Annotated in this window: 20 protein-coding genes; 4 read left to right on the top strand and 16 right to left on the bottom strand. The window is 67.4% G+C overall.

Going from position 1 to position 25,040, the window contains the following annotated elements; translation table 11 throughout:
• Positions 1 to 150: 150 nt before the first annotated feature.
• Positions 151 to 3,213, bottom strand: a complete 3,063-nt coding sequence (locus AASM09_RS02370) for a bifunctional diguanylate cyclase/phosphodiesterase (protein ID WP_049432355.1) — start codon at positions 3,211 to 3,213, stop codon at positions 151 to 153.
• A gap of 176 nt (positions 3,214 to 3,389) precedes the next feature.
• On the opposite strand from AASM09_RS02370, the gene AASM09_RS02365 reads away from it, so the two are divergent.
• Complete coding sequence (locus tag AASM09_RS02365) at positions 3,390 to 5,501, top strand: M13 family metallopeptidase (protein ID WP_100443758.1); 2,112 nt, start codon at positions 3,390 to 3,392, stop codon at positions 5,499 to 5,501.
• Between the two features lie 97 nt (positions 5,502 to 5,598).
• On the opposite strand, the gene AASM09_RS02360 is transcribed toward AASM09_RS02365, so the two are convergent.
• A complete protein-coding gene (locus tag AASM09_RS02360) occupies positions 5,599 to 6,819 on the bottom strand; it encodes an MFS transporter (RefSeq protein WP_049432360.1) in 1,221 nt (406 codons plus the stop codon).
• A 133-nt stretch (positions 6,820 to 6,952) separates the two neighbouring features.
• Here AASM09_RS02360 and AASM09_RS02355 point away from each other — a divergent pair, with 133 nt between their 5' ends.
• Entirely contained in the window at positions 6,953 to 7,540 is a 588-nt protein-coding gene (locus AASM09_RS02355; RefSeq protein WP_049432363.1) for a TetR/AcrR family transcriptional regulator, read from the top strand.
• A gap of 154 nt (positions 7,541 to 7,694) precedes the next feature.
• Here AASM09_RS02355 and AASM09_RS02350 read toward each other — a convergent pair whose 3' ends face one another.
• Positions 7,695 to 8,624 (bottom strand): oxygenase MpaB family protein, encoded by a 930-nt coding sequence (locus AASM09_RS02350; RefSeq protein WP_049432366.1) that lies wholly within the window; start codon positions 8,622 to 8,624, stop codon positions 7,695 to 7,697.
• A gap of 309 nt (positions 8,625 to 8,933) precedes the next feature.
• Here AASM09_RS02350 and AASM09_RS02345 point away from each other — a divergent pair, with 309 nt between their 5' ends.
• On the top strand, positions 8,934 to 9,548 hold the full coding sequence (locus AASM09_RS02345) for a hypothetical protein (protein WP_049432369.1): 615 nt from the start codon (positions 8,934 to 8,936) through the stop codon (positions 9,546 to 9,548).
• Between the two features lie 79 nt (positions 9,549 to 9,627).
• Here AASM09_RS02345 and AASM09_RS02340 read toward each other — a convergent pair whose 3' ends face one another.
• The 12 genes from AASM09_RS02340 to AASM09_RS02285 form a co-directional block, all read right to left on the bottom strand.
• The gene (locus tag AASM09_RS02340) at positions 9,628 to 10,398 is read right to left on the bottom strand and encodes a LytR/AlgR family response regulator transcription factor (RefSeq protein WP_049432371.1); all 771 of its coding nucleotides are present in this window, start codon (positions 10,396 to 10,398) and stop codon (positions 9,628 to 9,630) included.
• Complete coding sequence (locus AASM09_RS02335; protein WP_005407896.1) at positions 10,388 to 11,647, bottom strand: sensor histidine kinase; 1,260 nt, start codon at positions 11,645 to 11,647, stop codon at positions 10,388 to 10,390. Before AASM09_RS02335 ends, AASM09_RS02340 begins: the two co-directional genes overlap by 11 nt.
• Before the next feature lie 165 nt (positions 11,648 to 11,812).
• The gene (locus AASM09_RS02330) at positions 11,813 to 13,462 is read right to left on the bottom strand and encodes a M28 family metallopeptidase (RefSeq protein WP_100443757.1); all 1,650 of its coding nucleotides are present in this window, start codon (positions 13,460 to 13,462) and stop codon (positions 11,813 to 11,815) included.
• A gap of 347 nt (positions 13,463 to 13,809) precedes the next feature.
• Entirely contained in the window at positions 13,810 to 15,459 is a 1,650-nt protein-coding gene (locus AASM09_RS02325; RefSeq protein ID WP_049426775.1) for a CsgG/HfaB family protein, read from the bottom strand.
• Positions 15,460 to 15,475: 16 nt separating this feature from the next.
• Positions 15,476 to 16,153, bottom strand: a complete 678-nt coding sequence (locus AASM09_RS02320; RefSeq protein ID WP_049426774.1) for a hypothetical protein — start codon at positions 16,151 to 16,153, stop codon at positions 15,476 to 15,478.
• A gap of 135 nt (positions 16,154 to 16,288) precedes the next feature.
• A complete protein-coding gene (locus AASM09_RS02315; RefSeq protein WP_049426773.1) occupies positions 16,289 to 17,389 on the bottom strand; it encodes a hypothetical protein in 1,101 nt (366 codons plus the stop codon).
• Positions 17,380 to 18,576, bottom strand: a complete 1,197-nt coding sequence (locus AASM09_RS02310) for a hypothetical protein (RefSeq protein WP_049426772.1) — start codon at positions 18,574 to 18,576, stop codon at positions 17,380 to 17,382. Before AASM09_RS02310 ends, AASM09_RS02315 begins: the two co-directional genes overlap by 10 nt.
• Before the next feature lie 107 nt (positions 18,577 to 18,683).
• On the bottom strand, positions 18,684 to 19,946 hold the full coding sequence (locus AASM09_RS02305) for an RNA polymerase sigma factor (RefSeq protein WP_049426771.1): 1,263 nt from the start codon (positions 19,944 to 19,946) through the stop codon (positions 18,684 to 18,686).
• Between the two features lie 45 nt (positions 19,947 to 19,991).
• Positions 19,992 to 20,348, bottom strand: coding sequence for a DUF1428 domain-containing protein (locus AASM09_RS02300; RefSeq protein WP_049426770.1), 357 nt, complete (start codon positions 20,346 to 20,348; stop codon positions 19,992 to 19,994).
• Between the two features lie 23 nt (positions 20,349 to 20,371).
• Positions 20,372 to 20,782, bottom strand: coding sequence for a VOC family protein (locus tag AASM09_RS02295; RefSeq protein WP_049426769.1), 411 nt, complete (start codon positions 20,780 to 20,782; stop codon positions 20,372 to 20,374).
• A gap of 34 nt (positions 20,783 to 20,816) precedes the next feature.
• On the bottom strand, positions 20,817 to 21,239 hold the full coding sequence (locus AASM09_RS02290) for a VOC family protein (RefSeq protein WP_049426768.1): 423 nt from the start codon (positions 21,237 to 21,239) through the stop codon (positions 20,817 to 20,819).
• 67 nt (positions 21,240 to 21,306) lie between these two features.
• The gene (locus AASM09_RS02285) at positions 21,307 to 21,720 is read right to left on the bottom strand and encodes a YciI family protein (RefSeq protein WP_049426767.1); all 414 of its coding nucleotides are present in this window, start codon (positions 21,718 to 21,720) and stop codon (positions 21,307 to 21,309) included.
• 806 nt (positions 21,721 to 22,526) lie between these two features.
• Here AASM09_RS02285 and AASM09_RS02280 point away from each other — a divergent pair.
• Positions 22,527 to 22,934, top strand: a complete 408-nt coding sequence (locus AASM09_RS02280; protein WP_049428387.1) for a YciI family protein — start codon at positions 22,527 to 22,529, stop codon at positions 22,932 to 22,934.
• Here the strand turns inward: AASM09_RS02280 and AASM09_RS02275 are convergent.
• On the bottom strand, positions 22,912 to 24,999 hold the full coding sequence (locus tag AASM09_RS02275) for a gluconolaconase (protein WP_049428389.1): 2,088 nt from the start codon (positions 24,997 to 24,999) through the stop codon (positions 22,912 to 22,914). The two genes, AASM09_RS02280 and AASM09_RS02275, sit on opposite strands and share 23 nt — an antisense overlap.
• Positions 25,000 to 25,040 lie beyond the last annotated feature (41 nt).

The raw sequence follows: 25,040 nt of genomic DNA, 5'->3' as shown, positions 1-25,040 counted from the left end.
TCCCGCGCGTAGCGCGCGTCTTTCTGCCAAACGCCAAGAGCAGTCGACTAACAAGAGCAGTCGACTAACAAGAGCAGTCGACTAACAAGAGCAGTCGACTAACAGTCGACTCTACACTACACGTCGCCGGCTCCTTGTCCGGCGCGCGACCTAGGCCGCCACCTCGTCCAGCGCATCGATGATCTGTTCCAGCGGCGCCGGTCGCCCCAGCAGGTAGCCCTGCACCTGGTCGCAGCCATGCGCGGCCAGCCAGTCCAGTTGCCCCGGTGTCTCCACGCCCTCGGCGATGATGGTCAGGCCCATGCTGTGGCCCAGCGACAGCAGCGCGCGGCAGATCGAGGCATTGCGCGGATTGGTTTCCACGTCCGCCACGAAGCTCCGATCAATCTTCAGGATGTCCAGCGGCAGGTGCTGCAGGTAGGACATGCTGGAGTAGCCGGTGCCGAAGTCATCCAGCGACACGCTGATGCCCTGCTCGTGCAGGCGCTGCATGGTCTGCATCGCCTGCGCCGGCTTGCGCATCAGGCTGCTCTCGGTCAGCTCCACATGCAGCGCACCCCGCGCCAACCCGAACTCCTGCTGGGCGCGGGTGAACTCGGCCACCAGGTCGCTGTTGAAGAACTGCACGGCCGAGACGTTGACCGCAATCGGCAGCTCGCCCCAACCGGCCTCGACCAACCGCCGCTGTGCCTTCGCTGCCGCGCGGATCACCCAGCGCCCCAGTGCCAGGATCAACCCGGTCTCCTCGCACAGCTGGATGAACTCATTGGGCGGGATGAAGCTGCCATCAGCCTGCGGCCAGCGCAGCAGCGCCTCCAACGCCGCAGGGCTGCCATCGCTGGCATGCCGGATCGGCTGGAAATACAGCTGGAACTCGTTGTCGATGGCCGCATGGATGCGCCCGGCCAGGCGCAGCCGGTCGGCCAGCCGCGTTGTCACCGCTGCGTCGAACCAGACCACGACGTTGCCCTCGGCACGCGCTGCATGCGCGGCCTGCGCCGCCATGCCGATCACCTGCTCGGCGCTGTGGCCGTCACCGGCGACGTGCACTGCCACGCCAATGCGCGGCTCGAACTGGTGCAGTGAATCCTTGCCGCGCATCGGCGCTGACACGATCTGCAGCAGGTCGTCCAGCACGCGCTGGGTATCGTGTTCGGCACCGATAGCGAACACGAAGTCCTCGGCCGGCTGGAACGCCAGCGTGCCGCAGCGCGCGCCCAACCCACCGAGCCGGGTCGCCATCGATTGCAGCACGGCATCGCCGATCTCGCGGCCCAGCGTATCGGCCACCAGCTGCAGGCCGCGCAGCTGCACGAAGGCGATGGTGTAGCCCTCGTCCTGCTCATCCAGCTGGTCGGTCAATGCACGTACGTTGAGCAGGCCGGTGGCCGGGTTGTGCCGTGCCTGGTAGGCCAGGTCGCGTTCGTAGGCCAACCGTTCGCTGACATCCTCGGCCAGCACCAGGCACGCGGGCTGTCCGTCGAAATCGAGTTTGGACAAGTGTGCGCGCACTTCGAACACGCTGCCGTCCTTGCGCCGGTGCAGGCGCACCGCCGCATCCTGCAGTTCACCAACGCGGGCCTTGGCGATCGCTCCTTTCACCTCGTCCCAGCCCTCGCGCGGGCGGATGTCGAGGATGCTCATCGCCAGGAATTCCTCGCGGCTGTAGCCGTACTGGCGCACCGCGGCATCGTTGACCTCGATGAAGCGCAGCGTGTCCGGGTCGAACACCCAGAATGGCGCCGGGTTGCGATCGAACAGCAGGCGGAAACGGCGTTCCACTTCGCTCATCTGCTCGCGCGCCTGGTAGCGCTCGCTCAGGTCGGTCAGCGCGCCGATCATGCGGCGCTCGCTGTCGGCCACCTCCACCCGTTGCCCGCGCGCACCCACCCAGCGCACTTCACCACCGGGCAGCACCAGGCGAAACACCTGGTCGAGCACTGCACCACCGGCGAAGGCCTGGTCAAAGGCCTGCTGCAGGCGCGCGGCATCATCACGATGCACGCGGGCGAAGAAGTCGGCTACCGGCAGCGCATCGGTCTGCACGCCGAAGATCTCGCGCGCCAGCGGTGACCAGCGCAGCAGCGCGGCATCCTCGTCCACGTACCAGGTACAGACACGGCCGACCTGATGGGCCAGGCGCAGCTCGGCATGGCCCGCCTTCAGTTCCTCGGCCATCGATTGCTGGCGGCGGGTCGTACGGCGCACCGCATACAGCAGCACCAGCAGCACCGCGATGTAGGCCAGCACAATCACCACCGACGCCTGCAGGTAGGGCCACCATGGCGCCAGCACGTCTTCATCGGCCAAGCCGATCTGCACCGCCAGCGGACTGCGGTCGAGCGTGCTGATGGTGGTGATGCGCGGCACACCGTCGACCACGCCGGGCAGGCTGCCGAGCTCGACCACCGCCTGCTTGCCGAGCAGGTCACGCCGCGGCAGGTCGTAGCGGCGACCGACGGTGCCATGCGGATCGGGCACGCGCGCCAGCATGTAACCCTCGGCATCGCTGATCGAGACCAGCCCGTTGGGCCCCACATCCAGGCCGCCGGCGATGCGCTGCAGTTCACCACAGCGCAGCCGCGCCAACAGCCAGCGTTCACCGGCCATCGGCAGTGCCAGCGGCACCACCCAGCCGCCATCGCTGGCCCGCTGCGGCGGCCCGATGTACATCGCGCTGCCCTGCCCGCGGCGCAGCGGGTCAGTCCACAGCGGCAGCTGCAGGTCGCCGCGGCCGGCGGTCAGCGCGCGCCCGTGGCTGTCCAGCACCACGATGCTTTGCAGTTCAGCGTGGCGGCGCAGCACGCCACCGATGGCAGCATCCAGCAGTGCCGGCGCCTGTGACGGCACGGTGCGGAACAGTTCAGCGGCATCGGCGGCGATGCCGGACATCGCCCGCTCCAGGTTGCGCAGCTCCAGCGCCAGCAGGCGCTCGCTGCCCACCGCCAGCGCCCGGCTCTGCCGCTGCGCGGCCTCCAGGCGACGGTGATGGTCGTTGGCCAGCATGGTGGCCAATCCGGCCACCAGCAACAGGCCCAGCAGCACGCCGCCCCAGGTGATGGCACGCAACGGACGGGCCAACGCCCGCTTCAGCGCGGGCATCGGTCGAGCTTCCTTGTGCAGTCGGCTGGCTTCATGCGCGAACGAATCCTCCACATCCCCGACCTCAACGGCCGGCGAACGCCATTCTTGACGCCTGACCCCGTCCTGCATGGCCACCTCCCCGTGTCCGCGCAGGGCTCCAGGGCCCAGCATGCACCACCCCGGTGACGGCGTGAAGATCGCTTCGGCGCGTTCAGCCAGATCCTGCACAGGACCGGCCAGCCACAGGGAGGGCCAGCCGGGCCGCAGCGGATTAGACTTGGGGTTTTCCGCTGCAAGAGAAGTCCATGTCCAAGCTGCGCCGTCCCACCCTGGCACTGGCCATCGTTGCCAGCCTGTCCCTGGCTGCCTGCGACCGTCCGGCCGATCCGGCCGGTGGCACCGCCAAGCCCGCCGAGGCTGCCCCCGCTGCGGCCAAGCCGATGCTGGGCAGCTTCGGCTTCGATGCCAGCGGCATGGACCGCAGCATCGCGGCCGGCGATGACTTCTTCGGCTTCGCCAACGGCACCTGGGTGAAGAACACCGAGATTCCGGCCGACCGTTCGCGCTTCGGCAGCTTCAACGTCATTGCCGAGAAGACCCTTGCCGACACCCGCGCCATCCTCGAAGGCGCCGCCGGCAATGCACAGGCCAGCGGTGACGACAAGCTGATCGGCGACTACTACGCCGCCTACATGGATGAAGCCGGCATCGAGCAACATGGCATCGCCCCGGTGCAGCCGCAGCTGAAGGCCATCGATGCGATCGCCGACAAGGCCGGCCTGGCCCGCACCCTCGGCGGCGACATGCGCGCCGACGTCGACCTGCTCAACGCCACCAACTTCTACACCGACCGCCTGTTCGGCCTGTGGGTGTCGGTGGACATGCTGCAGCCGGACCGCAACGCGCCCTACGTGGTGCAGGGTGGCCTTGGCATGCCCGACCGCGACTTCTACCTCGGTGACGGCCGCATGGCCGAGCTGCGCAAGCAGTACCAGGCCTACATCGCGCAGATGCTGCAGCTGGCCGGCGTGGCCGACCCGGCCGGCAAGGCGCAGCGCATCCTCGCGCTGGAAACGAAGATCGCGCAGGCGCACGTCACCCAGGAAGAAACCAACGACGTGACCAAGGGTGCCAACCCGTGGACCCAGGCCGATTTCAACGCCAAGGCACCGGGCATGGACTGGAACGCCTTCCTTGATGCGGCCGCGCTGGGCGACCAGCAGGACTTCATCGTGTGGCAGCCCAAGGCCGTGGCCGGCCTGTCCAAGCTGGTCGCCACAGAGCCGCTGGACGTCTGGAAGGACTACCTGGCCTTCCACGCACTGGACCGTGCCGCCGCCTACCTGCCGAAGAAGTTCGCCGATGCCCGCTTCGCCTTCCACGGCACCGCGCTGAGCGGCACGCCGCAGCAGAGCGACCGCTGGAAGCGCGCGGTGGACGATGCCAACCATGCCGTCGGCGAAGCCATCGGCAAGCGCTACGTCGAGAAGCACTTCGACGCGAAGACCAAGGAGCGCGCGGACGAGATGGCGAAGAACATCATCGCCGCCTTCGCCAAGCGCATCGATGCACTGTCGTGGATGTCGCCGCAGACCAAGGCGCATGCCAAGGCCAAGGTGGCCGGCCTGACCGTGGGCATGGGCTACCCGGAGAAGTGGCGCGATTACACCGGCCTGGAGATCCGCCGCGATGACGCACTGGGCAATGCGCAGCGCGCCGAGCTGTTCGAGTACCAGCGCAACATCGCCAAGCTGGGCAAGCCGGTCGACCACAGCGAGTGGGCGATGCTGCCGCAGACCATCAATGCGATGAACGTGCCGCTGGAAAACCGCCTGGTGTTCCCGGCGGCGATCCTGCAGCCGCCGTTCTTCGACGGTGCCGCCGACGACGCGGTGAATTACGGTGCGATCGGCGCGGTGATCGGCCATGAGATCAGCCACGGCTTCGACAACGCCGGTGCGCTGTTCGATGAAACCGGCAAGCTGCACAACTGGTGGACCGCCGAGGACCTGAAGCAGTTCAACGCTGCTGGCGATGCGCTGGCCGCGCAGTTCAGCAGCTACGCGCCGTTCCCGGGCGTGCATGTGAACGGCAAGCTGACCTTGGGCGAGAACATCGCCGACGTGGCCGGCCTGGGCACCGCCTACGACGCCTACCAGCTGTCGCTGCAGGGCAAGCCGGGGCAGACCCTGGAAGGCTTCACCCCGGACCAGCGCTTCTTCCTCGGCTTCGCCCAGGCCTGGCGCAGCAAGAGCCGCGAGCAGGCGCTGCGCAATTCGCTGCTGACCGATGTGCATGCACCAGGCCAGTTCCGCGCACTGACCGTGCGCAATATCGACGCCTGGTACCCGGCGTTCGAAGTGAAGGAAGGCCAGAAGCTGTACCTGGCCCCGAACAAGCGGGTCAAGGTGTGGTGATGTAACGGGAACGGGCGCCGCAAGGCGCCCGTTTCATTTTCTGGTGGGTGCCGACCTTGGTTGGCATCTATCCACGCCATCCACCCATGGGGTGGATCTACGTCCTTGCGGTGGCCTCCGCAGCACAGCCAGGTACGCGCGCGCGATGCATTGCGCGCTGCGCGAGTATCGCGATCAACAGCACGCAGGCGCCGGCGATCAACGCAACGAGAAAGCCCGGGCGCACGCCCGCGGCATCGACCACCTGGCCCGACACCGCCGCACCCAGCGCGACACCGATGTTCAGGCCGGCCAACAGCCAGGTCATGCCCTCAGTGAGGCGTGCTGCCGGCACGCATTGCTCGACCAGAGACATCGCCACGATCATCGTCGGCGCGAAGAACGCGCCGGCCAGCAGCACGGCCACGGCCAGTGCAGGCAGGTTGCCCGCCCACAGCAACGGCAACGTGGTCAGTGCGGTGGCCGCTGCGCCGGCCAGCAACAGGCGCGGCAACGGTGCCTGCAGCTTCAGTGCACCGAACAGCAGGCCCGCTGTGCAGCTGCCCAGCGCATAGGCCGACAGCACCGCGCTGGCGGCAAGCGGCTGGCCCCGCTCTTCGGCGAACGCCACGCTGGTGATGTCGACGGTGCCGACAATCAAGCCCATCGCCAGCATCAGCAACGCCAGCAGGCGGATCTCCGGCTGCCGTAGCAACGAACGCGAGGGTGCGGCACCTTCGCGGTGCTGCAGCGGCGGCTCGGTGCCACGCTGCATTACCAGTGCGGCCACTCCAATCACCAGCAGCAACGCTGCCGCCAGCACGCCCGCCTGCGGCCACACCGCAACCGACAATCCCACCGACAGCGGTGGCCCGGCGATGAAGGTCACCTCGTCGAACACGGTCTCCAGCGAATACGCGGTCTGTAGCTGCGCGCGGCCGCGATGGATCGCGGTCCAGCGCGCGCGCACCATCGCCGACACGCTGGGCATGCAGCCGGCCAGCATCGCCGCAATGAACAGCGTCCAGTCGGGCGCGGCCAGCAGCGTGCACGCGAGCAGCAGCAGCAGACCGGCCGCGCTGGCTGCGGCCGCCCACGGCAGCACCCTGCCCTGGCCGTGGCGGTCGACCCAGCGCGACACCTGCGGTGACAGCAGCGCGTAGGTCAGCACGAAGGTGGCCGACACCGCACCAGCCAATGCGTAGCTGCCGCGCAGCTGCGACAGCAGGGTGATGATGCCGATGCCGGTCATCGGCAGCGGCAGGCGTGCCAGCAGCCCGGCCAGGGCGAGGCCGGCGGTGCCGGGGGCCGCGAACAGGTCGCGATAGGGGGTGGCCATCAGGATCTCCAGGGCAGCGGCTTGCCTGGCGCACCCGGCGCCACGACAATACATACAGAGCGTATGAATAAGAGGTTACATTCATACGCGCCGTATGTAAATAATCATGCACTTCGTATGTAAGGAGCTCCGGATGGTCCGCCGCACCCGCGCCGAGATGGAAGAAACCCGCGCCAGCCTGCTGGCCACCGCCCGCCGGGTGTTCAGCGAGCATGGCTATGCCGCCACCTCGATGGACGACCTGACCGCCCAGGCCGGGCTGACCCGTGGCGCGCTGTACCACCACTTCGGCGACAAGAAGGGCCTGCTGGCGGCTGTGGTCGCCCAGCTGGATGCCGAGACCGACCAGCGCCTGCAGGCGATCAGCGACGGCGCCGACGATGCCTGGGAGGGCTTCGTGCAGCGTTGCCGCGCCTATCTCGAGATGGCACTGGAACCGGAGATCCAGCGCATCGTGCTGCGCGATGCACGCGCGGTGCTCGGTGGCGCCTCACCGGAATCGCAGCGCCACTGCGTGCACTCGATGCAGCGGTTGATCGAACAGTTGATCGCGCAGGGCGTGGTGGCGCCGGTGGATGCACAGGTACTGGCGTCGTTGATCTACGGCGGCCTGGCCGAGGCTGCGTTCTGGATCGCCGAAGGAGAGGAGGGTGATGCGCGCCTGCGGCAGGCGACGGCGGCGCTGGACGTGTTGTTGCGTGGGTTGAAGGTGGACGGGTAAGGCTTCATCCACGCATGGCGTGGATCTACCGCGGAATCCGCTCTGGTAGATGCCAACCTTGGTTGGCGCTTCTGCGGCACCGCGCGAAATGCGTGCCAACCAAGGTTGGCACCTACCAGAACCATGGTGCGAGCGTGTCAACCAAGGTTGGCATTTACCAGGCAACGGTGGGCCACTCGCGCAGGACGTCCACCGGCACGCCCATGCGCGTGCAGGCACGGCTGGCGAGGCCATCGGGCAGCGCGCGGCGGAACAGTGGCGCCATGCCCTGCATCAACTTCGCTGAAGCTGCCGCCTGAGCACGCTGGCGACCATTGCGTTTCAGCATGCCCTCGGCCCAGTCCGGCAGCAGCGCCGCACCTGCACCCAGGAACACTTCGCGCGACAACCCTGGCACCGGAACCGGCAGGCGCACGCCGGACAACACCCCCAGCACTTCGCGCGAGCGCTCGTCCACACGCAACTCCGGTTGCCGTGCACAGAAGTACGCCGCCACCTCGGCTTCACTGCGCGGCACATCCACCGCGCCCAGCGCCTCGGCCACCCGGCGGTACTCGTCGTAGTAGCGATCGGCGATGTGCGCCGGCACCTCGCGCCCGTAGCGGCGGAAGCCCTGCAGGAAACCAAACGCCTCGGTCACATGCACCCAGGTCAGCAGCTGCGGATCATCGGCGGCATAGGGCTCGCCCTGCGCGGTCTGGCCGCGGATCTGCGCATGGATGCGACGCACCTTGGCCACCAGCGCTTCCACCTCACCGCTGGGCGCGTAGCTGGTGCCTGCAACGAACGCTGTGGTGCGCCGCAGGCGACCCACCAGGTCCTGGCGGAAATTGGAGTAGTCGTAGACCCCGGCCAGCGCGCGCGGGTGCAAGGTCTGCAACATCAGCGCACACAAGCCGCCGGCCAGCATCGAGGGGAATTCGGCATGCAACCGCCAGGTAACGCTGTCCGGGCCGAACCAGCCCGGGTCGCCCAGCGGATGGTCGTAATCGATGCCGCTCTGGCCGCGCGGGAAAGCCTCCAGCACCCAGCGCCGGATCGGCGCGGTGACGGGGCGGGAAAGTCGCTGCAGCAGAGCCGGCATCACAGGTCCAGGAAAGGCGGGAGTAGGGCCGCGCGTTGCGCGGTCGGCCCCGATTCTGGGCGATCACGACGCCGGCGGCGAGTCTCCGCGCTCAGCCACGGTTTCATGTGCGGCCGCAGCACATTTCACCCTGCGACATCCTGTCGCAGGCTGCGGCCGCGATGCTGCAGCGCAGCAACATTCACCCATTCAGACAGAACCCTTACGCCGCTAGGCATTGCGCCCATTGCACGGCTCGCTGGAAGTGCTAGAACTGAACCCGCCACACCGTCCAATGCTGATCGACGCACGTTCCACAAGGAGCCAGCCATGATTGCTTTGTTCAAGGGTTTGGGACTACTGCTTCGCGACAACGAGCTCTACAGCAGCCCGTTCGAAAAACAGGTCGCGCACTGGCGCAGCCTCAGCGAGCAGCAGATCCGCGATGAAGTGGCTGTGCTGGCCCAGGCCAAGTGCCAGTGGCTGATCGCCTCGATCGTCGGCTGGCAGGCGGCCTCGCTGCTGATCCTCGGCCTGATCACCAACTACCTGTGGCGCGATGACTACCACATCACCTTCACCCGGGTGGTCGTGGTATTCGGTTCATGGATCTCGATCCTGTTCGTGATCTGGTTCATGGCCAACATGTTCGACCGCACTGCCGGTTTCGAACGCTGGATGAAGGCGTTCAACAGCCGCGCCCGCATCAGCTCCAAGGCCGACAGTGTCGAGCACGTGGCCGAGGCACTGGACCTGGCCGAGCATTACCCGGAAGTGCTCGACTACAAGCAGGCGGTCACCGCCAAGCGCGAACTGCGCCACGAGGACATCCGCATCATGACCGAGATCGGGCGCATGAAGCAGCACTCCGAGCTGGTCGGCCGCCTCAACCACGTGGGCGAGAACGAGCACCACCACGACCTGACACTGCAGCCTGCCTACTGACCCTTGGGGAAAGCGGGGGGACCCACAATGCCACCGTGCGCGATCACGGTGGCATTGTTCTTTCAGCAGCCTGCGTGGATCACATCCCGCGGAACAGGCTCATGAACGGTTGGCTGACCACCAGTGTTTCCGTGCGGCCTCGCAGCCGCAGCACGCCACGCCCGGTATCGTCGCGGCTGACCGCCGCCACCGCCTTCATGTTGACGATGGTCGAACGATGGATCTGGCGGAAGTGCTGCGGGTCGAGCACTTCCAGCAGCTCGCGCAACGGTGTGCGCAACAGGCTCTCACCTGCGGCCGTCACCACGGTGGTGTACTTGTTGTCGGCGCGGAAGTAGGCCACGTCCTCCAGCATGATCAACTGCGTCTCGCGGCCGTTGCTGGCGGTGATCCAGGCCAGCGGCGGGCGTTCGGCAGCACCCTGGGATGGACCCAGCCGCTGCAGCAGGCGTTCAAGCACGGCGTCATCCTGGCGCGTCGATGGCAGCCGCGACAGGATGCGCTCACGCGTGGCCAGCAGGCGTTCGTCACTGACCGGCTTCAGCAGGTAATCCATCGCGCCCTGCTCGAACGCGTCGATGGCGTACTGGTCGTAGGCGGTGACAAACACCACCTGGGTGCGCGGGCTCAGCTCGAACAGCGAACGCGCAACTTCGATGCCACTGATGCCGGGCATGCGGATATCGAGGAAGGCAATATCCGGCTGCTTCTCGGCCAGCTGCTCCAGCGCACTGGCACCGTCCTCGCACTCGGCCACCAGCTTCAGCTCCGGCCACAACCGGCGCAGCTGTTCCACCAGTGACTGCCGCAGCAGTTCCTCGTCTTCGGCAATGAGGGCTTCAAGCGGCATGGCTGCGCTCCTTGTGTGTCTGCGGCAGGGTCATGGTTGCGGCCACGCCGCTGGGGAAGTTGGCAACGATCGCCACGCCGGCCTGCTCGCCGCAGGTCAGTCGCAGGCGCTCGCGCAGGTTCTTCAGGCCGATGCCGGTGCCACTGGTGCCCTGGCCGAAGCCGAGGCCATCGTCGGCCACGGTCACCGTTACGTGGTCATCGAAGCCACGCGCCAGTATCCAGATCGTGCCGCCGCCGGGCTTGGGTTCCAGGCCGTGCTTGATCGCGTTCTCCACCAGCGTCTGCAGCGCCATCGCCGGCAGGTGCACGCCATGCAGCTCATTCGGCACCTGCACTTCCACCGCCAGCCGCGCGCCCATGCGGATGCGCAGGATCTCCAGGTAGGCGCGCGTACGCTCCAGCTCCACGCCCAGCGTCGACACCGACTCATCCACCTGCGGCAGCGAGCTGCGCAGGTACTGGATCAGGTGGCCAAGCATCTGTTCGGCGCGCGCCGGATCGGTGCGGGTCAGCACCTGCGCGTTGGCCAGCGTGTTGTAGAGGAAATGCGGTTCCACCTGCGCATGCAGCAGGTTCAAGCGCGCGACCGACAGTTCCTTTTCCACCTGGGTCTGTTCGGCAGCGGCCTGCTCATCGCGGCGCTGGTCGGCCACGCGGCGGCTGATCGCGCGGGTGACCGCTTCGGCGTTCTCGAAGTTGCTGCCCTCGTCCAGCGCGAGCAGATCGGCCCACCAGCCAGCGTCCGGTTCGAACAACAGCGTGACAGTGCTGGTGCCCTGCCCCGGCGTGACCGTGGCCAGCACGCTGTTGCGCTTGATCGCCAGCCGCGCCGGCAGGTTCCAGCGCGAGGGCTGGCGGCCATTCCAGAGATCGACCCGGCGCACGTAGGCGCGTACCTGCAGGCTGCCGGCCGAGCTTTCCACATCCTCCACGCGCGGAAGTTCGGCAATCGCCGCTTCCACCACGGCGTAGGCCTGGCCGGCATCCATCGGCAGTTCCACCTGGCGGCGCTGGCGGCCCGAGAGCGTGGTCGAATCCAGCCGGCCGGCCACCAGCCAGACACGCCGCACATGGGTGATCGCGCTGCCCAGCGCAGAAATCATCAGGAACATCGCCAGCAGGCCGAACACCCAGCCCGGGCCATCGTTCATGCCACTGAAGATGCCGCTCCAGACCATGCCGGCGACAACCAGCGCGGCGGCCCAGGCCAGCAGGTGGCGGATCAGGAGAGAGAGGCTGGCGAACACGGCGGCGCCTTGGAGGAAGGGGGGTGAGCCGAGCATAGGGCGGCCCGCCGGGCAAACAAGCGGGCTGCGACGAAGGGCCGGAAAGCGGGGATGGAAGCCTTCCGTGCAACGCCGGGCATGGCCCGGCGCTACCGGGGATGGCGGGGCAGCGCGCCCCGCTTTCCCTTATCTGCGCTGGTCGGCGCTGGCGTCACGCACGGCGCGGAACGATTCGTCCTTGCTCCAGTTCGGCCAGCTGCGCGAGTTGGCCAGCTGGTTGCCCAGCGTGTACAGCACTTCCAGGTCGCGGGCGGCACCGGCGAACACCCAGTCCGGCTGCCATTCGTCGCCCTGCTGGTGGTAACGCTTGGCGGTGTAGTCCTCGGAGGCCTTCTTGCCTGCGGCCACGCCACCGTCCACCCAGTCCTGGCCGGCCGACCACGACAGTGCCGGCACGCCACGCTTGGCGAACGGGAAGTGATCGGAGCGGAAGAACAGGCCCGCTTCCGGCTTCGGGTCCGGGGTGTAGCGGATGTCCCAGCCCTTGGCCACGTCCTTCAGCTGGTCCAGCAGCTCGAAGCGCGCCGCACCGTAGATGCCGAAGTCACGCGACGGGCCGAACGGCGCCATGCCGTCCATGTTGATCACCGCCACGGTCTTTTCCAGCGGATACAGCGGGTGCGTGGCGTAATACTCCGAACCGAGCAGGCCCTTCTCCTCGGCGGTGACCGCGAGGAACAGGACCGAGCGCTCGGGGCGCTTGGCCTTGGCGAAACCACGGGCAAGCTCGATCAGCGAAGCGGTACCGCTGGCATTGTCCAGTGCGCCGTTGAAGATGCGGTCGCCACGCGCATCCGGCTCACCCACGCCGATGTGGTCCCAGTGCGCGCTGTAGATGATGGTCTCGTCCGGATGGCGGGTGCCTTCCAGGCGCGCGGCCACGTTGTGCGAGGTGATCACTTCGGTCTTCACCGCATACTTCGCGTCCAGGCTGGCGCCGGTCAGCGGCACCGGGGTGAAGTCGCGCTGCTGCGCCTTCTTCTTCAGCGCCTCGAAATCCTGCCCGGCCGAGCGGAACAGCTCCACCGCCAGGTCGCGCTGGATCCAGCCTTCCAGCAGCGGGTGGCTTTCCGCCGGGTTGTCGCGCACCACATCGAACATGGTGTTGGTGTTGGAGCCGGCCACGGTGGCCCAGCCATACGACGCAGGTGCGGTCTCGTGCACGATCAGCACGCCCAGCGCCCCCTGGCGGGCGCCTTCCTCGTACTTGTAGGTCCAGCGGCCGTAATAGGTCATGCCCTTGCCGTCGAAATCACCCTGGCCGGTCTCGAAGTCCGGGTCGTTGATCAGCACCACGGCGATCTTGCCCTTCAGGTCCACGCCCTTGAAGTCGTCCCAGTTGCGCTCCGGCGCCTTCACGCCGTAGCCGAGGAACACCAGTGGCGCCTTGCTGATGTCGACGTTGCTGGCGCCGTTCATGGCGGCGCGCACGGCGATCTGCTTGCCCTGCTCCAGCGGGACGGTCTTGCCGCCCTGGTGCAGCGCCAGCTGCGGTGCGCCGACGATGTCGCCCTTGCGCAGCGGCACGGCCTGGGTCCACAGGCGCTTGCCGTCCTTGAGGTCACCGCCCGGCTGCAGGCCGGCATCGGCGAACTGCTTGCTGAGGAAGGCGATGGTCTTTTCTTCGCCGGCGGTGGCCGGGGAGCGGCCTTCGTAGGCGTCGGAGGCCAGTTCCTTGACGTCGGCGGAGATTCGCGCGCCGTCGAATTTCGGGGTGGCCGCCATCAGTGCGCTCGACACTGACAGGGCCAGCAGGCCCAGTGCTACTCGTTTCATTGCTCTCTCCAGCAGGGAAATCCCTCTGGAGTGTAATGGGATTCGGCAGGGCTGCGCCCTGCACCCGCCGATGCCAGGGCAGCAGCCAAAGCCAAAGCAACAGCGGCATCCCGTGGGATGGCGGGGTGGGTCCGATTGCGGGGGACGCCGTAAACCCATCCATGGGGGCTTGGCCGCGGCATCCATGCCGCAGACACCCCCGCAACCGGACCCACCCCGCCTTCGACAGATTTCTGCTGCTGTTGGTGGGTGTCGACCTTGGTCGACACGGACGGAAACACGAAGGGGTCAGATCCTTTTCCCGGCGGGAAAGGGCTCTGACCCCATCTGTATGTTGCTTGAGTCTGTTACCAGTTCGGGTCTTCGGCCGGGGCGGCGGCCGCCTTGGGCTTCGGCTTGGCGGCCGGGCGTGCGGCGGCGGGAGCGGCCGAGGCAGTCGCGCCTGCGGCGGCTGCAGCCGGCTTGCTGCCCAGCTTCTGGCGCAGTTCGATCTGGCCCGGGCGGAAACCGCCGCGCATCGCGTCGACGCCGTCTTCGATGGTGCCGTAGGAGGTCTGTGCGGCCACGCGGTCGATGCGGATGGTGCAGCACGGGTGTTCGCTGCGGCCCAGCGAGCGGCCGGTCTGCGGGTCCTTCAGTTCTTCGCCCAGGCGCACGGCCTGCCAGCGCTGGCCCGCCTGCAGCGTTTCGCCGCCCTGGCTCAGTACCACCTGGTCGCCGTCCACCGAGACCACCGACACCGGGAACAGCGTGGTGACGATGGTGGTGCCGATCTGGCCGGACAGCGACTCCATCATCGCCGCCGCCATGTTGCGACCGTTGACCACGCGCGGCAGGGTGCTCGGACCGGTCGAGGCCAGCTGGTGGTCGAAGCTGTCGGACATCACCACCTGGCCGGTGGTGGCGTTGATCAGGCGCAGGGTGATGCGGCCGCCACCGGAATACGAGGTCACCTGGCGGTCGGACATGCGCAGGTTGCGCACGCTGCGCGGGTACTCGAAGCGTTCGATGGTCGGGATCAGGATCAGGTCGGTCGCCAGCTGCTGGCCCACGCGTGCGGTGTCCTGCAGGCGCACGTTGCCGCTGTTGATGTGGTCGATCTCGGCCTGCAGTTCGTCGCCGAACTCGCGGTCCAGCACGATGAAGCGCTGGGTCTGGGTCAGCGTGTCGGACAGGCGCGCACGGATCGCGTCGGCCACTTCATCGACATCCACGCGGCCATCGCCCACGGCGTAGCTGCCGGCCTTGGTACGCGGCAGGGCGACCACGATCTTGGGCTTGCCCTGCTCGTCCGGTGCGCGGTACTGGGCGATCTGCGCGCGCACGCGCACCTTCCAGTAGCTGCGCATGCTGCGATGGGTCACGTCGGAATCGAACGAACTGGCGCCACGCTTGGCGTCAACACTCACCTTCTCGTCGTAGCTTTCCCTGACGCTGGCCGAGGCCGAACCGCTCTTGGCCGAGGCTTCGCCGGACGCATTGGCCGACGCCGAGCCCTTGAAGCTCCAGCCTTCATCGCTGGCGCGCACGCGGGCGATGGTTTCCTCGTCCAGCTGCCGCACTTCATCCTGCGACAGGATTTCATAGCCCAGCACCGCGCCCTGCGAGCCGGCGATCATCTGCTGGGTGAACGCGTCGGCGCGGATATCGCCGACGTGTTCGCCATCCACATCCACATGCAGGCCTGCACGCAGGCTCTGCATCTGGCTGGCCACGCGTACGCCGTTGACCTGCGCCACGGCCGACTGCAGCGCTGCCAGCACCGCCAGTTCCGGGGTGCTGCCGATGCCGTCGGCTTCACGCGCAACCTGGGTGGTGCCGCCGAAATCCGGCGTGCCACGCAGGGGCGCTGCTTCCACTGGCGCATTGCTGGCCAGCGCACTGGTTGCCTTGTCCTTGGCGGGTGCAGGCGCGGCGGCCGGAGTGTCCTGCTTGCCGCAGGCTGCAAGCAGCGCGGCGGCCAGGCCCAGGCCGATCAAACGGGTTGTCGTACGCATGGAGATTCGCCTCGGATCAGATCGAGTCGAGCATCGAATCGGCGTTGGACGGCACCTTCACCTTGCTCTTCTTTGCAAAGGTCACGGCCGACTTGGTCGAACCGTACAGGCCCTGGATGAAGCCCGGCGATTCCTTGGCCACCCATGCACCGGCGGCCAGCTTGCGGCCGACGGTGGCCATCTGGGTCGCGCCCAGGTTCTTCATGCCGGCGGTGAAGTTGCTGGCTTCGCCACCCAGCTTCTGCGCTTCGGCAGCCGAAGACAACAGCGAGACCAGGCCTTCGGCGTAGTGCTGCTTGGATTCAGCATTCAGTTCCGGCTGTGCGGCCTGGCGCTCGTTGATCGCGGCCTGCGCAGCTTCGCTGACCGACACCGACTTCTTCATCGCATCGACGCTGACCGAACCCGACGACAGCGCCTGGCGCTCGGCTTCCAGCAGCTGCACCTGCTCGGCCAGGCCGAAGGCGCGGGCGAACGAGGTCTGGGCCTGCAGCGAGTGCGACTGCGAGCTGACGAAACGGCGCACCAGCGCTTCCTGCGCGGCTTCGTCCGGAGCGGCGGCGCTGGAGGCGTTGCTGCTGGAGGTACCGGTGGCGGCACCGGCCAGGTCCTTCAGCTTGCCCAGGCCAGCGTGGGCCGGCATCGACAGAGTGGCGGCAGCGATGGCCACGACAAGAGCGGTATTGCGGATCATGGGATTTCCTTTATGAGAAAGACGGCCGCAGCGCGGCACGCGAGATCGGGGATGGCAGCGAGTCAGTGCCGAGCAAGCTCGGCACCCACCAGAGCCGGTAGCGCCGGGCCATGCCCGGCGAGCGCAGCGGTAACGTCAGCGGACTGCCTTGACGTTCAGTTCGTTGATCATCTGCTGGGCGGCCTTCTCGGCGGCCAGCTGCAGGGCGTTGGTGCGGGCGACGGTTTCATTCGGGCCGGTGCCGGAGAACTGCACCGGGCCCACCGACGAGACGGTGCGCGGGAAGCGACCGGTCACGTCCAGCACCTTGCCGGTGACGGTGACGAACACGCGGGTATTGCCGCTGGCCGGATCGCGGTCGCGCATGCCGACGTCGAGGGTACCGACGGCGATGTACGGGATGTTGGCGGCGCGGATGCCGTTGGCGGTATCACGCAGGGTCGCGGCAGACAGGTCGTTGCCGGTGCTGAAATCCTTGCGGATGCGCTCGATGCTCAGCAGGCCGCGCGATTCGCCTTCCACGTACTCGGCTTCAACCACTTCGTAGCCGGCAGCGCTGAAGGCACCGGTCATCGCAGTGTTGACCTCGGCCGCGTTGGCCACCTTCCAGCTGATGTTGTCGCTGCGCTGGGTGGTGCTGCCGCCGCTGGTGACCGACACCGAACCGTTCTGGTTGATGCTGCCGTTGGTGCTGACCGAGTTGCCGCGGAAGCTGTCGCCTTCACGGGTGTTCTCGCTGTAGCTGCTGCTGGCGTCGACGCGGCGGTATTCCTTGTCCTGGAACGACTGCACGGTGTCCTGCGAGCGTGCCATGAACAGGAAGGTCAGCAGCGAGCGCTGCGCGGCGGTGGCACCGGCCACGGCCGAACCCGCGTCCAGCTTGGTCTGCAGCAACGTGGTGTTGATCTCGGCGCGGACGGTGACGGTGTAGGTCTTGGCCTTCTTGTCTTCGGTGTCCGACAGCGGCACGGCGCTGAGCACATAGCGGTCGATCTCGCCGATGAACTCGGCGCGGCGGTCTTCGAACAGGCGCAGCTTGGCCGCACCGGTTTCAGCGATGTACGCCTCCAATGCATTGACCTTGGCCTTGTTCAGGGCCTGGGCGCGGGTATCGGCGCTCAGGCGCAGGCCATAGCTGGCCGAACCGGTACCACGCGAGCTGGCGGTCTGCGCGGCGACCGGCGAGGCCACCACCAGGGCGATGAGGATGAGCAGGATGGTACGCATCAACGACATGACTTGATCAACTCCTGGAGGGCTTGGGTCTGCTGCTGCAACGGGCGGCCGCCCGGCTTCTGTTCGTCCAGCCAAGCACGCGAATCGGCGCGCTTGGCGGCGGCGCCGGCGAAGGCGTCGAAGCCGGCCAGCAGGGTTTCGTAGCTGGCCGACCACTGGTCGACCTGCCACTGCGTGACCGGTACCACCTTGGTGGCCCCCTTGCGCAGCGGCTGTTCGAAATAGACCTTGCCGGAGAACGGCTCGGTCACCTTCGCGGTGAAGAAGGCGCCGAACAGCATCGTCTTCATCGCCGGGGTTTCTTCAATCACGCCGTTCTTCAGCGCATCGACCTGCACGCTGATGACGTAGTCCGGCTCGGGAATCTTCAGCTGGTAGACCTTGCCGTCGGCAAAGCGCGCGGCCATCGCACCACCGATCGCCTGGCCCGAGGCCGGCGGCAGCAGGCCGACGCCGGTATTGGACGACAGCGTCTTGGACAGTTCATGGGCCAGCGTGGCGCGCAGCGGCGTTTCCCACTTCGGGTCAGGCAGCTTGGCGCGGACCGCGTCGGACAGGGTTACGCCACCGACCTGCAGGCGACGCACGGCGGCATCGGGCAGCTTGGCCTGGGCGAGACTGGCGGCCAGAACCTGCGACAGGCTGGTATCGGCGCTGCCGTACAGCAGATCGGCGACGATCGTGTCGATATCGTCGTTGTCAGGACGGTAATCCTGCACGTCGATGCGCTGCAGGGTCAGCGGATAGGACGCAATCACCTGGCGCTCGCGGAAATCGAAGAACAGCGCCTGCAGGGCCACTTCCACCAGCACCTTGTACTGGTTGCCGATCGGCTCGACCGAAACCAGCTCGCGGTCCAGCGCGGCGGCCAGCACAGTCGCGCTGGTGGTGCCGTCGAGCATCGCCACCGGCTGGTCGATCAGTTCCAGGTTCGCCGGCGGCCGGCGCTTGAGCGCCTGCGCCAAGGTCTGGTTCAGCGGGATCAGGCCGCGCTTTTCCAGCACGGCATGCGCATGCGGTGTGGTCGCCTGCACGGCAGCGGCATCAGCGGTATAGGCAAAACCGGCCCAGTAGGCCTGCTGCGATCTGTCTGCCGCCTGGGTGGCGATCGGCCATACGGCCAGGCACAGGACACAGGCAAGCAGGCGCGCAAAAGCGCGCGATGCGCTCTTCGTCCTTGAATACATCCAACCGCTCCTCGGTCAATACGCACGGAAGGTGGACGCTCATGCGTCCACTGGGCGCGAAACATAGCCGCTCACGCGCCTGCCGACAAGTGCTGCGTTCGTCGCAGTCACTCCTGGGCTGGCAGCCCGGCCCGTTGCCGCAGCAGGCCCCGCTCCGCCTGGTTCTGGCTGAGTCTGGCGGCTTCGGCAAAAGCGTGACGTGCATCGAGGTCACGCCCCAGCGCCTGTAGTACCTCCCCGCGCACTACCTGCAAAGGGGCATAGTCGCCCAGGCGTGCATCAACCAGCAGCGGCTGCAGTTGTACCCATGCAGCGAACGCGCCCTCGCTGCGCAGCACCGCCACGACCCGGTTCAATGCGACAACCGGCGAAGGCATCACCTGCAGCAACTGGGTATAGAGCGAAGCGATACGCGGCCAGTCGGTGGCTTCAGCCCGACGCGCAGCCGCATGGCAGGCGGCAATGCGCGCTTGCAGCACGTAGGGATCGTCGTCGCCACCGGCCGCCAGCGCGCGCGCCAGCACCTGCTGCCCGCGCTCGATCTGCAACCAGTCCCAACGGGCTCGGTTCTGCTGGTCCAGCAGCACCGGCGCGCCCTGCGCGTCGGTCCGTGCCGCAGCGCGCGATGCCTGCAGTTCCATCAGCGCCAGCAGGCCCAGAACCGGCGGCACCGGCAGCCGATGTGCCAGGATGCGCGCCAGCCGCAGCGCTTCCTCGCACAACGCCGGTCGCATCCAGTCATCGCCGGCGCTGGCCGCATAGCCTTCATTGAAGACCAGGTAGATCGCCTCCAGCACTGAAGCCAGCCGCTCGGGCATCGCTTCCGCGCGCGGCACTTCATAGGGCACCTGCTTCTGCGCCAGGGTGCGCTTGGCACGCACGATGCGCTGGGCGATGGTCGGCTCGGGCTGCAGGAAGCCGCGCGCGATCTCGGTGGTGGTCAGGCCACCGAGCAGGCGCAGGGTCAGTGCCACGCGCGCATCGGCCGGCAGCACCGGGTGGCAGGCCACGAACATCAGGCGCAGCAGGTCGTCACCCAGGTCATCTTCCAGCGCCTGGCTGTCATCCGGCGCTGGCAGGGGTGCCGGATGCAGTTCCTCGCCCCATTGCGCATGCTGCTGCGCCACGCGCTGGTGCTGGCGCAGCACATCGATGGCACGGTTGCGCGCAGTGGTCATCAGCCAGGCTCCGGGATTGTCCGGGATGCCCTGCTCCGGCCAGCGCTCCAGCGCGGCCAGCCAGGTGTCCTGGGCAAGCTCCTCGGCACGGCCGACATCGCCCCCGAGCAGCCGCGCCAGGCGCGCGATCAACACCGGCGACTCCATCCGCCAGAGGGTCTCCAGACGCTGCGTCAGTGCGGGATCGAGCATGCGCCGATCACAGCACGCACGCCCGGCCCGCACAAGCGCCGCAACTCACGCTTCCACAATCGGCTTGAAGCCGCCCCAGAACATGCGCCTGGTATCGAACGGCATGTCCTTCGGGCCCAGCGACGCCAACCGTGGGTCGGCCATCACCCTGGCATTGATGCGGTCGCGTGCCGCACGCGAGCGGAACACCACGAAGGCGACGATCACTGTTTCACCGGGCCTGGCCTTCACCGCGCGCGGGAACGAGGTGCTCTTGCCCGGTTCCACGTCGTCAGCCACGCACTCCATGTACTGCAGCGCGCCATGGTCCTTCCACACCGCGCCGGCCTTGCGGGCAAGGCGGCGGTAAGCCGCCACCTTGTCCTGCGGGCACGGCAGCACGTAAGCATCCACGTAAGCCATGAGGGTTCTCCCTGCAGCGACCGTCAGCCCGGCTCGCCTTCCATGTGTGCGATTTCCCAGAGATGGCCGTCCAGATCCTGGAAGCCGCGCTGGTACATGAAGCCCAGGTCGCGCGCCGGCTGCGGCTCGCTGGCGCCGGCGGCCAGTGCATTGTCCACCAACTCGTCAACGGCCTTGCGACTGGGTGCCGAGAGCGCATTGATCACTTCCGTGTGGGTGTGCGCATCGGCAATCGGCTTGTTGGTGAACTGCTGGAAAAAAGGTTGGGTCAGCAGCATCACGTAGATGCTCTCGCTGATGACCATGCCGGCCGCATCGTCATTGGTGTAGGTTGGATTGAAGCTGTATCCCAACGCGGTGAAGAACGCCTTCGACTTCTCCAAGTCCTGCACTGGCAGGTTGACGAAGATCATCTGCGGTTGCGGTGTACTCATCGGTGAAGCTCCTTGTGGATGAAGAAAAGAGGGATCAGGGCTGTTTCATGCAGTTGACCATCCACGGCTTGCCGTAGCGATCGATCAACATGCCCCAGCGGTGCGCCCAGAACGTTTCGGCGATCGGCATCTGCACCTGGCCGCCTTCGGCCAGCGCGGCGAACACGCGCTCGGCTTCCTCGATGCTGTCGACATCGACATTGATGGTGGTCGAGCTCCCCTCGCCACCGCCGGGGCCATCGGCGGCCATCAGGATGGCGTTGCCGATCTCCAGCTGGCTGTGCGCGACGTGGTCGAGGGTTTCCGACGGCATCTCGTTGCAGCCCGGCGAACCATCGGAGGGCGGCATGTCGCGGTACTTCATTTCCGACGTGACCTGGCCGCCGAGTGCCTTGGCGTAGAACGCCATCGCATCGTGGGCCTGGCCGCTGAAGCCGAGGAAGGGAATCAGTTTCATGGCACTACTCCGTTGAGGGTTTCAGGGTGGCAGCGCCGGGCCATGCCCGGCGGGGAAATGGATCGGATCAACCTTCCAGCTGTGCACGCAGACGCTGTTCCTGCTGCTGTAAGCCGGGGGTGAAGGCTTCACCGAAGTCTTCGGCGGTGATCAGGGGGCGCAGTTCCAGCGTGCCCCCGCTACCGAACGGCGCGCGGCTGGCCCACTCGACGGCCTCCTCCAGCGAGCGCACGTCCCACAGCCAGAATCCGGCGATCTGCTCGCTGGCGGGGCCGAACGGGCCAGCCTCGACCCTGGGTGCGCCGTTGCCGAAATGAATGCGGCGACCGCGCTGGGTGGCGTGCAGGCCTTCCCCGGCCAGCATGATGCCGGCGGCCACGAGTTGTTCGTTGAAGGCGCCCATTTCGGACAGTTCCTGTTCGCTGGGCATGCGGCCGGCTTCGGAGTCGGCGTTGGCCTTCACGATCACCATTACTTTCATTGCAGTCTCCCGTGGGGACGCGTGGTGCGTGCCCTTCACTGGGTACAACGAACCAGGGGGCTGGAAATCGACACGTCCTCTAAAAATTATTTCTTCCGTGGAAAGCGCGCCTTCGGCGGAGGTCGGCGAACGGCGGAGCCCCTCCGTGGTGGGGTGGGTTGGTCGCTGAAAGCCCGGGTTCATGGGTTTGGCCGGGTGGGGAGGCAGGGCAGGGGACGCTGCAAGTACGTCCATGTAAGCTCGGTCGCCGCATCCATGCGGCTCACGCCCCTGCCCTGCCTCCCCACCCGACCTTGGACAGTTTCCTGCCTCCGGCACGCACCACGGGAAGATCAAGAAAAAAGGCAGAGGCAAAAGCAACAGCAACGGCGGATGGCTGGCGGCCTCGGCTTTGTGAGCGAAGCGACCCGCTTTTGCTCTTGCTTGTGATTTCCCGTGGTGGGTCAGCCGCAGAGATCTGTCCAAGGCCGGGTGGGTAGGCGGGGCGGGGGTGTCCCCGGCATGGGCCCGAGGCATGCCTCGGGCGGGTTGGGCACGATGCCCAACCCCGGTCTTGCCGTGTGCGCAGGACAGCGCACACGAGCAAGCCGCGGCCAAGCCCCCAAGGACGGGTTTACGGCGTCCCCCGACCCGCCTACCCACCCGGCCAATCACCAGAAACCCAGCTTTCAGCGACCAACCCAACCCCACCACGGAGGGGCTCCGCCGTTCGCCGATCCCCGCCGAAGGCGCGCCTCCCGCGCTGCAACATGCCCACGCGCAGACCTGCGCCATCATGGGCACCCCGCCCCCGCCAGGACCGTGCCATGCAGCAGTACCTGCTTCTGATCTATATCGAGCCTGCCCTGCTGCAGGCCCTGCCCACCGAAGAATTCAACGCGCTGATGCGCGACTGCCTGGCGCACGCCGACAAGCTGCAGGCCGAGGGCACGCTGCTGGTAGCGCAGAAACTGCAGCCGGTCGATACCGCACAGACCCTGCGCGTGCGCGATGGCCACAGCCGTGTACTGGATGGCCCGTTCGCCGAAACCCGCGAACTGCTGGCAGGCTTCAACCTGATCGTCGCCCGCGACCGCGACGAAGCCATGCGCATCGCCCGCGACTTCCCATGGGCACGCTTCGGCAGCATCGAAGTGCGGCCGCTGGAAGACATGGACGCCGAGCGCGAACGCTGCGGCGCCCCGGCTGCCGCTATGGCAGCAGCCGTACCCTGATCTCGCGCGGGCCTACGCCTTCGTTGCCGCTGTAGTCGCGCACGCTGGCGCGCACGATGTACTCGCCCGGCGGCAGCGCCGCCGGCTGCCAGCGCCCGGTTTCCATCAGGCCGTCACGCACGGTGTTGGTGGCCAGGTAACGGAAACGGGTCACCGCACTGCCGTGCACGGTGATGCCGCTGTCGGGGGCATAGGCCACCCGCACCGCTTCCTTCTGCGGCGGCATGCGGTTGAACACGATGTTCCAGCGTGGCTGTTCGTAGCCCTGCAGCGCCCGGCCACTGGCATCCAGGATCTGGTAGCCCACCTGGTACATGCCCAGGCGGCGGCGCGACAGGTTGTTGTCGACCTGGTCCCAGGCCTCCACCACGATCTGCACACCGCGTCCCTGGCGCGCCACCATCACCACGCCTTCGCTGCCTGCGGCCATTGGCTGGTCGTTGTCGTCCAGCAGCGCCACATCGGTGATGCGCGGTGCGAAGTGGTCGGCGTAGTTGTGGAAGCCCAGTGCCACGGCATTGGTCTCGAAACCTCCGGTGCCGACGGCCAGGTGCACGTGCGCCTGGTTGTTGATGCTGCCCAGGCGGTCACCGACGTGGATGCGCATACCACGCCGCACGCGCATCCGCTCCAGCCTGCCCTGTTCGTCGTACAGCGCCTGCCAGCGCGCATCGAACGGTTCATTGCGTGGGGTGCGGCCCACCCGCATGTGGATGTACTTGAGGCGGTCCACCGCCAGGCCCTCGGCCTGTTCACCCAGACTCCAGGCCGCCATCGGGCTGCTGATCTTGCCATCGGCGATCGCCAGCACGGTCTGGCCCACATCACCGCGCACGTCGAAGCCCCCGTGCAGGTGATGGCGACTCTCGCCCTTGAAGTTTCCGCGCACTTCGCCGAGCGTGCCGACCACTTCGTGCCAGCCCTGCTGCGGCGCCAGCGGCCAGCGTCCGCCGGTATCGGGCAGCGCGGCATCGGCGGCCGGGCCGACCAGCGCCGGCGCCGGCGCCGGCAGTTCCCCCACCGGTAGCGGGCGCAGGCGGTGCAGGCGATAGGCCGTCGCGTCGGCCACCAGCACGCTGCCGTCGGCGTCCATCGCCAGCCCACTGGGGCGGGCCAGGCGTGGCAGTCGACCGTTGCCGACCAGCGCGATCTGATGGCCCTGCGGCGTCACCTGCACGATGCGGCCATCCATGTCGCCCACGTACAGCACGCCATCGTGGGTGGTGGCCAACGACAGCGGCCCGTTGATCACGCCACCACCACCCACCACGGTGCTGACCGTGCCATCGGCACCGACGCGGCGCACCGCATTGTTGAACAGGTCGGCCACCAGCAGCGCGCCCTGCGCATCGAAGGCCAACGCCACCGGCGTATCGAAGCGCGCAGCGGCGCCGGTGCCATCGGCCATTCCCGGGCGCTCGCCACCGGCCAGGGTGCGCACCGTGCCGTCGGTACCGATCACCCGGATACGGTCGTTGTAGGTATCGGCCACGTAGACCTGGCCCTGCGCGTCCACCGCGATGCCCATCGGTGCATCGAAGCGTGCCTGCGCGGCCACTCCATCGGCATAGCCCTGTTCACCACCGGCCAGCGTGCTGACCTGGCCATCGGTGCCGATGCGGCGGATCGCATGGTTGCCGGTGTCGGCCACGTACAGGTTGCCCTGCGCATCGGCCGCGATGCCCGAAGGTGTATTGAAGCTGGCCTGCAACGCCGGGCCATCAACGCGTCCCTCGCCCTGCCCCGCTACGGTTTCGACGCGGCCATCGGGCAGGCGGCGGCGGATCCGGTTGTTGTCACCGGCATCGGTGAAGTAGATGCTGCCATCGGCACTGCGCAGCAACGCGTACGGATCGGCAAAGCGTGCCTGCGCGGACGCGCCATCGCGGTCGCCCGGGTGGCCATCGCCGGCCAGCGGTTCGATCTGCGCGGTCCACGCCAACGGCGTTGGAACCGGACTCGCCGGTTCAGCCAGCGTATGCAGCGGTGTCTCCCACCAGGTTGCGGCCAATGCCACTACCGTCGCCAACGCTACGCCTGCCGCCATCCATTGCCACCGTGCCATCGTGCTGCGCTGCCTGCTGCTGTCTGAAGAGGCACCGACAA

Origin of the sequence: Stenotrophomonas maltophilia (genome assembly GCF_039555535.1) — a bacterium.
Classification (GTDB): domain Bacteria; phylum Pseudomonadota; class Gammaproteobacteria; order Xanthomonadales; family Xanthomonadaceae; genus Stenotrophomonas; species Stenotrophomonas maltophilia_Q.
Note: the sequence above shows the minus strand (reverse complement) of the source record. Positions and strands in the feature narration are given on the sequence as shown.